Raw genomic sequence first — 12,671 nt, 5'->3', positions numbered from 1 at the left:
ATTATGGCTAAACAAAAAACAGTTTTTATATGCCAAGAATGCGGTGCAACGTCTCCACGCTGGCAAGGTCAGTGCCATAGTTGTAACCAATGGAATACTTTTGTCGAGGAGCTTAAAGCAGATCCCAAAAAAGTAGCTAAATCTCGCGCCGGATTTGCTGGAAGTATTTCTAAAGCGACTTCATTATCAGCTATCAAAGGTAAAGAACATTCTCGAATATCTACTCATATAGGTGAATTTGATAGAGTTTTAGGTGGTGGTATTGTCAAAGGTTCAGTAATATTGGTTGGTGGCGATCCTGGTATAGGTAAGTCTTCAATATTACTACAAATAATGTCTTTTTTATCTTTACAAAAAAAAGTCGTATATGTCAGTGGTGAAGAGTCATTAGAGCAGATAGCACTTCGTGCTGAGAGATTAAACCTTGCCAAAGATAATCTACTGGTAATGTGTGAAACCAATATCGAACAAATTTCTAGTTATATGGTAGAGCATAAACCTGAAGTTATAGTAATAGATTCAATTCAAACAATGTATAATCCAGAGATTCAGTCAATGGTTGGCGGTGTCTCTCAAGTAAGAGAATCTAGTGCTTATATCACACAAATAGCCAAACAATATGAAATAGCTGTGTTTTTAGTAGGTCATGTAACAAAATCAGGTGAAGTCGCAGGGCCTAGAGTGCTAGAGCATATAGTCGATGCGGTAATATTTATAGAGTCACAAGATAATGGTAGATATCGAATGATGCGTGCACTTAAAAATAGATTTGGTGCTGTAAATGAAATTGGTGTCTTTGCAATGACTGACAAAGGAATGAAAGAGGTAAAAAATCCCTCTGCGATATTTCTAAATAATGGTCGTACTAATCTGATTGGTAGTGTAATTGTCTCAGTATGGGAAGGAACTAGACCTTTATTAGTTGAATTACAGTCGCTTGTAGTAGATAAAAATATAAATCAACCACCGCGGAGATTATGTGTCGGTATCGATAGCAATCGCTTAGCGATGATATTAGCTATTATACAACGTTATATGCATATTGATTTATATGATAAAGATGTCTTTTTAAATGTAGTTGGTGGTATAAAGATTAATGAAACTAGTATCGACTTAGCACTAATTTTAATTATCTACTCTAGTATCAAAGAAATAGAAATTCCTCATGATATGCTTATAATGGGAGAAGTTGGTCTATCCGGTGAGATTCGCCCTATCCCATATGGAATTGAGAGAATAAATGAAGCCAAAAAACACGGTTTCAAGAAAATTATTGTGCCACAGGCAAATGTTTCAAAATCTTTAAAAACTGAAGATATTGATATTATTGGTATAACCAATTTAAACCAAATAAAAGATATAATCACAGGATAGCAAAATGGAATTTCTATCAAATCTTAATTTTTTAGATTTTTTAATAATAATAGTCATACTAATCTTAAGTCTATTTGCTGCTGTTAAAGGATTGTTTAAAAATATTGTATTATTAATATTAATGGTCTTTGCTGTTATTTTATCTGGAATTTTAGCGCAAAAAATTCAGCAATTATATATTAGTTCAATAATTGAAGATCCAGGCACAGCTTATGTAGTATCGTTTGTTCTGGTACTACTCTGTGCTTACTTAATAATTTTTGGTATCATGAAAGTGTTTCTACGCAATAACAAGGAAAAAGAAAGCCTCTCAAACACTTTGTTTGCTTTTTTTATCGCTCTAGTACGTTTTGGTTTTATATTTGCTATACTTTGCTCAACCCTAAACTCTTTTGATGCTGTCAAAGATAATTCATTATGGCAAAATTCTACTTTAGTTCAACCTCTTGTAAAGGTCGGTGATTATGCTTTTAATACCAAAGTCAAAATGCAACAAACTAACCTTAAAGATTATGTACCAAAGCAAGTAGCAAGCGGTTAATTAATTTTCATTTTTTAGCTGACGAGTCATAAGTTCTTTGACGATATCTCTAGGATCAGCAGCTTCATACAAAATTCTATAAGTAGCAAATACCAAAGGCATCTCAACATTATGTTTTTTAGCAAGATTATAAACAGCTTTTGCAGTGAAATAACCTTCAACAACATTATTTACCTCTTTTAACGCTTGCTGTATAGTCATACCCTGACCTAAATATAACCCAAATCTACGATTACGCGACTGATTGTCAGAACATGTCAGCAATAAGTCTCCTAAACAACTAAGCCCAATAAAAGTTTCTGGGTTTGCACCCAACTTAAGTCCTAGTTTTTTTATTTCAGCAAGACCACGGGTAATCAATGCAGCATGCGCATTAACACCAAACTCCATACCTGCAGCAATACCAGCTGTGATTGCTAAGACATTTTTGACAGCACCACCAACTTGAGCACCGATGATATCAGTTGTTGTGTAGCATCTAAAATTCTCGTTACTGAAAAGTTCTTGGACATAACGTGCATAAGCAATATCTTTTGAGGCTACTACTACAGCTGTTGGGAGCTGATTAGCTAACTCTTTAGCAAAGCTTGGTCCTGTTAATAAAGCAAACTTTGTAGTTGGTAAAATACCCTCGGCTATTTCACTTAATAATGCATAACTATCATGGCAAAAACCTTTTGTAGCACTGATGATATTTTGCCGAGGTAAGATACACTCTTTTAACTCTAAAATAGTATTTTTAAAACCAGAGCTTGGAGTTGCAACTAATATATCATCAAACTCACTAATACTAGCTTGCCAATCTTGAATAGCTTTTAATCTAGCAGGAAACTTATCTATATTTGGCAAATATTTATAATTGTTATTATCCTTTAGCATTTGCTCATTATGCTCAGCTTTCCAAGAGTTAATTCTGACGTTATGTCCTCTATAAGCAAGCTGTAATGCTAGTGCTGTACCCCAAGCTCCCGCTCCTAAAACAAGTATATTTTTTTGCATAAGTTAAATTCATCGAATCTTTTAGTTCTAATATATTCTATAGTTGCCAAAGTGTAAACACCTCTTTAATATAACTTTTACTTATAAATGTAATAAAATCAATATATTTAACTATACATAATGCAAATGTAATAATAGCCATATCGATTATTTTAAATATTTTTAAGTAGAACAAAATGAAAAAAATTATATCAATAGCATTAATAACTCTTAGTATTACTACAACTGGATTTAGCTATAGTTTACACCCAATAAATAGTCTATCTAGCCAATCATTCCCTGAGCCTGTATTGACCTTAGCAGCATAATATATGATAACTTACTTTTTAGGATATGCTATGATATATATGCCTTTCACTCCTTTAGAGTCTTGCCACATATACTGAAATCTATCTGGATTAATTGCACTTAGGCCATAAACACTCCTAACATTATTAAAATGTGCTGCTGGATCAATCATAAATAACATATCTTTATCATCATCAACTGTCTTACCTAGTTTTTGATAGCCAGATACTAAAGTCCAATGTCCTCCCCAATCGATCCAGTTTACTAATATAGGTACTCCTTTATCTATATTTTGATAAAGTAATTTAATATCACCATCTGTTGCATATTTTACTTCAAAACCATGGTTTCTAAGCCATTTCGCAATTTGTTGCATTGTAGTGCCATAGTCATCATTTGTACTCATTTGTTTGGCTATCTCTAACTCAGTTTGATGGTTCATCTGTGAATCTTTGATAACTCCATAATAGTTAAGTAAACTCATAACAGCAGATGGTCCACAAGTATAATCCGTAGTTTGTTGATAGCCTTTTATATCTAATATTTTTATATTTTTATCAGTTGATAAGTTAAATGTTTTTACAACATTTTGTATATAAGTTTTATTAGCATATTCTCCATAGCTATAATTCAAACTTATCGCAAAAATAAAAATTATTAAGCCTAAAATTATTCTTTTGAACATCTCAACTAAATTCCTTAAATCTCAAATTTGAGAGATTTTAGCATCGTTTACGGAAAAAGAAATTAGAACCTGCTATATTAAATTTGCTTTTTAAACTTTTTGATTATATTATTTCGTTATTTAGCGAAATATAGTTATAAGAATGAAATTAGCCAACATCGTTGACTTCCAAAAAGCTTTGGGAGATGAAACTAGGATTAGAATTCTAATGGTAATCTATCAACACCAGTTATGCCTTTGTCATTTAGCACATATTTTTAAACTTGCTAACTCAACCCTATCTAAACACCTAGATATACTTAGGCGCAATGGATTTATTCATAAGCGTAAACAAGGTAGATTTCATTACTTTTATTTTAATTCTGCTTACCAGCAGCAGCTAAACTGGCTTTTTGATATTCTTGCAGATGATGAAATTATTCAGTCTGATCAAAAACTCGTAAAACAGCTAATAGCTCAAGAACTTGAACATCTACCAGAGATACATGCAAAGGAGAATATCCTATGAGTAATACACAACAATATCTAAATTTTAAAATATATGGTTTAGATTGTATCGAAGAAGTTAATATCATTAAAAAAGCATTAAATAAAAAAGTTGCTGAAGAGCATATGCAGTTTGATCTACTTAATGGCAAACTTTCAATCAGCTCTAGCAATATCTCTACAAAAGAAATTATTGCTTTGATAAACAAATCAGGGTTAAAAGCATCGACGTGGGATCAATATATTTCAAAAAATCACGATACTAATTTTTACAGTAAATATTCAAGATTAATTACAACGATAATCAGCGGTATCTTTATTGTTTTTGGCTATGTTTATCATGCTTTAACCGTTGGATTTATAGATGCATTTATTGCTAATGATAGCTCTACACAGCTAACTCCCTTGATTTCACAAATATCTTATTTGTTAGCTATATTATTTGGCAGTTGGTTTGTTGTGCCTAAGGCTCTAGCATCGCTTAAGAGATTTAGTGCTGATATGAATCTATTAATGCTAATTGCTATAGTTGGCGCGATAATTATCGGTCAACATCTTGAGGCAGCTGTGGTGAGTTTTTTATTTGCTTTTTCACTTTTACTTGAGTCTTGGAGTGTCAATAATGCTCGTTCAGCTATCACTAAGCTTATGCAACTAACTCCAGATAAAGCGTTAGTTTACTGTTGTCATGATAAACAATTTGAAGAAAAACCCATAGCAGAAATAAATATAGGCAAAAGAGTATTGATAAAACCAGGACAAAGAATAGCTCTAGATGGAGTTATTATCAAAGGTAGCGGTTACATCAATCAAGCACCTATCACTGGTGAATCAATTCCAGTTGAGAAAACAATCAATGATGAAGTTTTTGCTGGGAGTATAAATGGTAGCTCTACTATTGAAATAAAAACAACAAAAACTGTCGATAATTCATCAGTTGCAAAAATAATCCAAGCTATTGAACACGCGCAAGCAAAACGCTCTAAAGCAGAAAAATGGGTTGACAAATTCGCACGAATTTATACCCCTACAATGATAGCTTTAGCTCTACTAATAGCGATCTTGCCACCTTTATTACTCGGGCAAGCTTGGCTTAAATGGATATATCAAGCATTAGTTATACTTGTTATAGCTTGTCCTTGCGCATTAGTAATATCAACACCAATTTCGATAGTTTCAAGCCTAGCAAAAGCTGCTAGAAATGGTATTTTAATAAAAGGTGGGGAGTTTATAGAAATACCAGCAACACTTAAAGCTATTGCGTTTGATAAAACTGGTACCTTGACTTTAGGACAGCCTACGATTACTGAGATACTCGTAGCTGAGAATTTTTCTAAACAATATTTGATCACTATAGCAGCAAGTCTTGAAAGTACAGTTGATCATCCAATAGCTAAGGCTATTTTAGATTATGCTAATAACAATAGTATAGTATTCACTCAAGCTAGCAATACTCAAGTTATCAGTGGTAAAGGCGTAATTGGAGAGATTAATAATAATACTTTTTGGCTTGGTAATCATGTTTTTGCTCATGAAAAACAGCTTTGTAATAATAGTCTCTTACATCAAAAAGCTACCGAACTCGGAAATAATGGTTTGACACTTATATTTGTAGGAAATAGTAAGGACATAATTGGTATTATAGCCATACAAGATAAGATAAAAACTAACGTTAACGACTGCCTAAAACAGCTAAAAAACCTTGGGGTTAAGCAAACAATCATGCTTACAGGTGATAATACTGCAACTGCAAAGTCTATTGCAAAACAAGCTGGAATTGATAGTTTTTATGCTGAACTACTACCACAAGATAAAGTTACTAAGATTGAAGAGTTAGTTAATAACTATGCTAGCGTTGCGATGGTTGGTGATGGTATTAACGATGCCCCAGCTCTAGCAACAGCTAACTTGGGAATTGCAATGGCTGCAATTGGCAACGATATCGCGATAGAGACAGCAGATATTGCTTTGATGACAGATGACATCTCAAAGCTTAGTTGGCTTATCAAACATTCAAAGAGAACATTGTCAATAATAAAACAAAATATAAGCTTTGCTATAGCTATAAAAGCTATTTTTATATCTTTAGCTATGCTTGATTTAGCTACTTTGTGGATGGCAATAGCTGCTGATATGGGAGCTACTTTAATTGTGATAATAAACTCGCTGCGACTACTGAAATAGCTTAGATATCATACTTTAACCATAATGGTAGAAAATGTCTAATATCTCTCATAAATTTAAATAAACCAACATTTAGCTCAACATTACCATTAGGATCAGTAACCCTACGTGGAAAAGCTATACCTGCACCAAAAAGCCCTGGAGCGATAATACCAGTAGTAGGATCATATATTCTCACATCGATACCCTCAACACTAGGCACTCGTTGTTCAAAACCTACTGCGTAGATAACTTTAGTATACTTATGTAGATGTTTATTTATTTCTTCATCCGTTGATAAATATCTTTTAACTCGACTATCAAGATTTTGAGAGATATTCTCTCTAACCCATTTAGCTGTCTCACCCTTTAAGCCAGAGTTATCATACAAGATCCAATCACCCATATTAACAGCATATCTTAAAGGCTGTTGATAGAAATTTGCAATATCCTCAACTCCAAGTTCAAGCAAGTTTCTAATAATTATCATTGCTGAATGAGATGAGCCAAAAACTGCAACGTTATCACCTTTGTGAAGCTCATTTTTTAGCTTAGAAGGTGCTAAAGCCTTAGCAAGGTGTATTTCTTTGGTAATCTCAAAGTTATGGATATTTAAAGATTTTGCTAAAGAACCTGTAGCTAGAACAACTTTCTCAGCAATATAGTTCTCTCTCGTACCGTATAAATTCCAAACACCTTGAGCTATTTTCATATCGCTAATAGTGTCGAAACTATAATCAACCTTTTGTAATAGATTTTTTGTGATCCATTGTAATGGTTCGCTGACATCTTTTAATTGCGTAAATCCTTGTTTAGCGTAGTCATCAATAGCGAATTTGTATGCTTTTTTTGCATATTCAAAAGCTTGTATATCATTTAGGAATCTAAGAAACAACTCTACAGTTGTGTTACTACTGACCTCACCCCACTTACTGCCAAAATCACCCACATTGAAACTCGGATCTAACCAAAGTATATCTCTTGCTTTTATACCATTATCCAAAAGCTGACCAACAACAGTCATACCAGCAGGACCGGCACCAACTACAGCCCATTTATATTTTATGAGGTTTTTCATACAAACTTATTGATTATTTTGCCTAGAGACTATTATAGCCAAGTATTTGATAAGTGTTTAAATAAATATTAGTAATATTGAATATCAGAAAATCTTATAATAGAATCACATGATATAAGCTTTACTAAAATATAAATAATGCGTATTACTCTAAAACAGCTTCAAGTGTTTGTAAATACTGCAAAATCTGAATCGATTAGTGCAGGTGCTGAAAAATGTTTCATCTCTCAGGCTGCAGCTAGTATGTCCTTATCACAGCTTGAAAATATGCTTGATACTACTCTGTTTGATAGAGTTGGCAAACGCATGAAGTTAAACGCAAATGGTAAAAGCCTCTTGGCTAAAGCTATTAAAATCCTAGATGAAATTGAAGAGTTTGAATCATTAAGTCTTAATAGTTCGCAATTATCTGGAAAAATAGTTATTGGTGCAAGTACTACAATAGCAAACTATATTTTACCTAAATATATTGCTATGTTTAGGAAACTTCATCCAGATACCGATTTTGAGATTATCTCTGGTAATACTAAAGAGATTATCAATAGTGTTGAATCACTAAAATGTGATGTTGGTTTTGTTGAAGGTGAGTGTAATAGTCAGATGATAGCTACAACTTTATGGACAAAAGACAACTTAAAAATAGTTTGTCGCGCTAATCATCCATTAGCTGACAAAAAAAATCTAAAAATAAAAGATTTGCTAGAATATGAATGGGCTATACGAGAACAAGGATCTGGTACATTTGAAATATTTTTCAATGCTTTAGGAGATAAGATTTCTAGTATTAAAAAAGCAATTACTTTACGCAGCTCAGAAGCGATAAAACAATATATTACCTACAGTGATTGCTTAGCCTGCATATCTGAGGTAATTACTACCCAAGGATTAGATGCTACTAAATATAATATTCTTGAGACAAAAGATCTTGATCTAACGAGAAATTTTTACAAATTATTACATAAAAAGAAATATCATACTGCTCTAACACAAGCATTCTGTGATTTTATAGAGAAAGATTTTAAATAGCTAAGAATATAAGGCTTGAAATTTTTGGTATTTAACGCCATCTTTATATGTAGACAATTAAATCTAAATCTAAGGAGATAAAATGTCTATAGGGATAATTCTACTCATAATAGTAGCTGTGATAGCTGTGTATGTAGTTATAACATATAATAAGTTAATTGCAGAAATTGAAACTGTTAAAAACTCTGAAAAACAAATAGATGTACAACTAGATCGACGTGCTAAGGTATTTGACTCATTAGTTAACGTTGTTAAAAAATACATGGATTATGAGCAAACAACTCTAAAACAAGTAGTAGCACTAAGAAATCAAGCTAACCTTGCCAAAGAAAACGGCGATATCCAAGAAAGAATAAATGCCGAAAATAAGATTTCTGATCTTGCTAAAGGAATAAATGTACAGTTTGAAAATTATCCAGAATTAAAAGCTAACCAAAATGTAATTCAGCTTCAAGAAGAAATCACTTCCACTGAGAACAAGCTTGCTTTCGCTAAACAAGCTCTTAATGATTCAATAGAAAGGTATAACGCACATAAGAAGTCTTTTTTTGCTGGAATTGTGGTTAGTATATTTAAAAAGCTTAATGAAGACTTTGTTTACTGGAATATTTCTGAAGAGAAAAAACAACAACTAGAAGATTCAAGAGTGGAACTATAAAAAATGGCAGCTGCTGATAATCTAGAATATGGCTCTGTAAATTGGCGCGAAGTTGTGCGTAAGAACACTTATCGCACTTATTTTGTAATTACAACATTCCTTATAGTATTTTTCTTATTAGGAATCTTTGTTGATACAATATGGCGCTATAGTGAATTTGCAAATGCTTACTACAATAGATACGGTATTGAATTACCTATATCAAAAGTATTTTACTCATTAGCAACATTCCAAATACCTCCTTATGCAACTATGATAATCTCTGCTGCTGCAGTAATTTGGGTATTTGTTACGTTTAGTATGTATGATAAGATCATGCTCTCTGGCACAGAATATCAGCAAATTACTGCAGATAACCAAGATCCATTAGCTCGCCGTGTCTATAATGTTGTCGAAGAGATGAAAGTTGCTGCTGGTATGCGATATATGCCTAGAGTATTTCTTATTGATGCTAATTATATGAATGCTTTTGCATCAGGATATTCTGAAAAATCAGCAATGGTGGCTATCACCACAAAACTTGCAAACGCGCTTAATCGTGATGAACTACAAGCAGTTATGGCACATGAGTTAACGCATATTAGAAACCAAGATATCAAGTTAAATTTATTTACTATGGTTTTATCTAATATGATGCTTATTATTATGGACTTTTTATTTTATTCAGCACTTTTCTCAAGCAATAGTAATAACAATAATAATAACAACCGTAATAATAATGCTGCTGCATTTTTTATCATCATAATGATCTTAAGATATGTGTTACAAATATTTACGATATTTATGATGCTATTCTTAAGCCGTACGCGAGAATATATGGCCGATGCCGGAGCTGTTGAGCTAATGCGTACTAACATGCCAATGGCAAATGCGTTGATAAAAATTGCAAATGATAGTAAATCTGCAGAAGCTCAATACAGCTACAAGCATAATAAAAATGAAAATTTACGTCGAGCATCGTATATTTTTGATCCACTTAGTGCTGGAATCAGCAGTGGTGATATGTCTGATTTATTTTCTACTCACCCATCTATCGAAAAAAGACTTGCCTCAATCGGTGTAAAACTTAGATAATCCAGCCAATTTATCATCAATTAAAAACCTTTTAATACTTGGTTTAGCCTACTATTAGTAAAGAAATAGGCTATAATTAAATAGCTAAGAAATAGGTTTAGATATGATTAAAAAACATTCAAAGTTTTTACAAAAAATTAAAGGAATGACAATCTCAGAACTAGTCATAACTTTGACTATAATTAGTATTTTAGCAGTGTTTGTAACGTCTACCTATTCAAACTATGCGACTAGAACAAAGATAGCTAACCAAGTATCTTTAGTAACTGCACATGCACGTCAAGTGTATGATCTAAAAAAAGATGGTAAGGATTTTTACCTAAACTTCGATAATTCTACGGTTAATGATTATGGTGCAGTTACAAAAAATATTGGTGAATCAGGAGCTAATATTATTAAAGGTAATGCTGAGGTTATGATACGACCAGAAGCAGTAGATCCTGATTCTGTACGCTGGCGTTGTATCGTTTATGGTGATGGCTTATCAGAATCAAGTATACCTAATCATTGCATCTTAGGCTCAAGTATTTTCTTTAGAATCCTAAAGGATAATAATATGATTAGTGCCGAAGAAAATTTCGATCTAAACAATAATCCTGTAGCTAATAATGATTGGGGCAAAATTCATAAAGATCATCCATTCCTCGGTGATTGGACAGTCTCTGGTGGTGATGAGGAAATTGAGCTTTGGAATAACTTTGACAGAATATCTGACCGCCGTGATAATGTTGTAGAGTTAGATGGTGATACAAATGAAATCGTCGAATTATCACATGATTTAGCATCCCATAATTTCAAAGATATGTCACTTAATTTTGACTATTATCCAAGAACTGGAGATGACTCAAGTAACTTTGAAGTCTATCTAGGCGATCAACTAATTTATACACACAATAATTTCTCACAAGAATGGCAAAAAATAAGTATAGATCTGAGCAATGTTGAAAATGCAGAATCTTCGAAACTTTCAATACGAGAAGCTGGTAGAGATGAAAGCTACGGTGCGCTTATTGATCTAAATTCTTTAAAAATCACTCCCGGAAAAATTGTTTAAACTACTATTTCTAATTTAAATATACTATAATAACTAGGAATTTTTACTCAAAACCATATAATCCTAAACAACAAACATTAACTAACTACGAAAGAAGTAAATAAATGTCAGAACAACAACCACGTAAAAAACTATCATTAGGCGATAGAAAAAAACCATCTACAACTAGAGTATCTAGCCTAAGTGTTAATCTAAAAACTAAACTACAAGCAAAAACAGAAGATAATATCCAAAACTTTTTTAAAAATACTAATAAAGAACTTCGTGAGCTTTATCAACAAAGAAAAACTCTCGAAGAGCAAATCAAACAAATAGAGCAAAGACTATTGTTTGCCAAGAGTGAACCATTACAAGATTTTTTATTTGAATTAAAATCAAAAGATTTTGAACTACTTGTAAAAATTAATTCTTTTATAAATAACCTGTAGCTTTTAAATTAGTATTAGTAAAAGTAAGTGTTTTTTGATTGCAATTTTGTAGACTAGAATACTGTTGCAAAAATCTCTTTGATACCTTTTTTAGCAAGACCAAGCATTTTTGCAAACTCTTCTTCAGAGAAGTCTTTGCCCTCAGCAGTGCCTTGAATCTCGATTATACCGCCATTTGAATTCATCACAACATTCATATCAGTTTCTGCGTTTGAATCTTCATCATAATCAAGGTCAAGTACTGGCTCGTTATTATAAATACCTACAGATATTGCTGCCACTTGTGATAATAGTGGATTTGCCTGCTCATCTAACATACCATTTTGTTTCATATATTCTATAGCATCAGCTATGGCTAATGATGCGCCGGTGATCGATGCAGTACGCGTACCACCATCAGCTTGAATCACATCACAATCAACCTTAATAGTATTTTCTCCGATAGCTGTAAGATCAACACTAGCACGCAATGCTCTACCTATCAGGCGCTGAATTTCTTGAGTTCTTCCAGATTGCTTACCACGTGCTGCCTCCCTATCCATACGCGTATGAGTTGAACGCGGTAACATGCCATATTCTGCTGTTAACCAACCTTCTCCACTATCTTTTTTAAATTTTGGCACACCTGCTACTACAGAAGCTGTACAGATAACTTTAGTATCCCCAAATTCAATGAGGACAGAGCCCTCGGCATGTTTTGTAAAATTATGGGTAACTTTTAGATTACGTAGTTGATCATTATTTCTACCACTTGGACGCATTTTAGAATCCTTTTAATTAATTTCATAGCCTTATGAGTGTATAATTATACAAATCG

Annotated in this window: 14 protein-coding genes; 10 read left to right on the top strand and 4 right to left on the bottom strand. The window is 32.8% G+C overall.

All coding sequences use genetic code 11. The features are described 5' to 3' along the window. Positions 1–3: 3 nt before the first annotated feature. Together radA and FSC454_RS01865 are read left to right on the top strand one after the other, a co-directional pair. Complete coding sequence (gene radA, locus FSC454_RS01870) at positions 4–1,374, top strand: DNA repair protein RadA (protein WP_066045639.1); 1,371 nt, start codon at positions 4–6, stop codon at positions 1,372–1,374. Positions 1,375–1,378: 4 nt separating this feature from the next. Continuing rightward, positions 1,379–1,915, top strand: a complete 537-nt coding sequence (locus FSC454_RS01865; protein ID WP_066045642.1) for a CvpA family protein — start codon at positions 1,379–1,381, stop codon at positions 1,913–1,915. On the opposite strand, the gene FSC454_RS01860 is transcribed toward FSC454_RS01865, so the two are convergent. Further along, positions 1,916–2,914, bottom strand: a complete 999-nt coding sequence (locus tag FSC454_RS01860; protein WP_066045644.1) for an NAD(P)H-dependent glycerol-3-phosphate dehydrogenase — start codon at positions 2,912–2,914, stop codon at positions 1,916–1,918. Between the two features lie 176 nt (positions 2,915–3,090). Between FSC454_RS01860 and FSC454_RS10085 the strand changes: the two genes are divergently transcribed. Beyond that, entirely contained in the window at positions 3,091–3,222 is a 132-nt protein-coding gene (locus FSC454_RS10085; protein WP_156470868.1) for a hypothetical protein, read from the top strand. Between the two features lie 11 nt (positions 3,223–3,233). Here FSC454_RS10085 and FSC454_RS01855 read toward each other — a convergent pair whose 3' ends face one another. Further along, on the bottom strand, positions 3,234–3,887 hold the full coding sequence (locus tag FSC454_RS01855) for a C39 family peptidase (protein WP_066045646.1): 654 nt from the start codon (positions 3,885–3,887) through the stop codon (positions 3,234–3,236). Between the two features lie 142 nt (positions 3,888–4,029). On the opposite strand from FSC454_RS01855, the gene FSC454_RS01850 reads away from it, so the two are divergent. Both FSC454_RS01850 and FSC454_RS01845 read left to right on the top strand, forming a co-directional pair. Continuing rightward, complete coding sequence (locus FSC454_RS01850; protein ID WP_003026546.1) at positions 4,030–4,395, top strand: ArsR/SmtB family transcription factor; 366 nt, start codon at positions 4,030–4,032, stop codon at positions 4,393–4,395. Beyond that, positions 4,392–6,557 carry a heavy metal translocating P-type ATPase gene (locus FSC454_RS01845; protein ID WP_066045649.1) on the top strand — a complete coding sequence of 722 codons (2,166 nt, stop codon included), beginning with the start codon at positions 4,392–4,394 and terminating at the stop codon, positions 6,555–6,557. The genes FSC454_RS01850 and FSC454_RS01845 overlap by 4 nt, the downstream gene beginning before the upstream one ends. A gap of 1 nt (position 6,558) precedes the next feature. Here the strand turns inward: FSC454_RS01845 and FSC454_RS01840 are convergent, their stop codons facing one another. Beyond that, a complete protein-coding gene (locus FSC454_RS01840) occupies positions 6,559–7,614 on the bottom strand; it encodes an FAD-dependent oxidoreductase (protein ID WP_066045652.1) in 1,056 nt (351 codons plus the stop codon). 138 nt (positions 7,615–7,752) lie between these two features. On the opposite strand from FSC454_RS01840, the gene FSC454_RS01835 reads away from it, so the two are divergent. The 5 genes from FSC454_RS01835 (at position 7,753) to FSC454_RS01810 (ending at position 11,854) form a co-directional block, all read left to right on the top strand. Further along, the gene (locus FSC454_RS01835; protein ID WP_066045655.1) at positions 7,753–8,640 is read left to right on the top strand and encodes a LysR substrate-binding domain-containing protein; all 888 of its coding nucleotides are present in this window, start codon (positions 7,753–7,755) and stop codon (positions 8,638–8,640) included. An 82-nt stretch (positions 8,641–8,722) separates the two neighbouring features. Then, positions 8,723–9,298, top strand: coding sequence for a LemA family protein (locus tag FSC454_RS01830; RefSeq protein ID WP_066045659.1), 576 nt, complete (start codon positions 8,723–8,725; stop codon positions 9,296–9,298). A 3-nt stretch (positions 9,299–9,301) separates the two neighbouring features. Next, on the top strand, positions 9,302–10,372 hold the full coding sequence (htpX, locus tag FSC454_RS01825; RefSeq protein WP_066045663.1) for a zinc metalloprotease HtpX: 1,071 nt from the start codon (positions 9,302–9,304) through the stop codon (positions 10,370–10,372). 103 nt (positions 10,373–10,475) lie between these two features. Then, the gene (locus tag FSC454_RS10170) at positions 10,476–11,426 is read left to right on the top strand and encodes a type IV pilin protein (RefSeq protein WP_156470869.1); all 951 of its coding nucleotides are present in this window, start codon (positions 10,476–10,478) and stop codon (positions 11,424–11,426) included. 104 nt (positions 11,427–11,530) lie between these two features. After that, on the top strand, positions 11,531–11,854 hold the full coding sequence (locus FSC454_RS01810; RefSeq protein WP_003014552.1) for a hypothetical protein: 324 nt from the start codon (positions 11,531–11,533) through the stop codon (positions 11,852–11,854). Positions 11,855–11,907: 53 nt separating this feature from the next. Here FSC454_RS01810 and rph read toward each other — a convergent pair whose 3' ends face one another. Continuing rightward, entirely contained in the window at positions 11,908–12,615 is a 708-nt protein-coding gene (gene rph, locus FSC454_RS01805; protein ID WP_003020838.1) for a ribonuclease PH, read from the bottom strand. Positions 12,616–12,671 lie beyond the last annotated feature (56 nt).

Source organism: Francisella hispaniensis FSC454 (assembly GCF_001885235.1).
GTDB classification, from domain to species: Bacteria; Pseudomonadota; Gammaproteobacteria; order Francisellales; family Francisellaceae; genus Francisella; species Francisella hispaniensis.
Note: the sequence above shows the minus strand (reverse complement) of the source record. Positions and strands in the feature narration are given on the sequence as shown.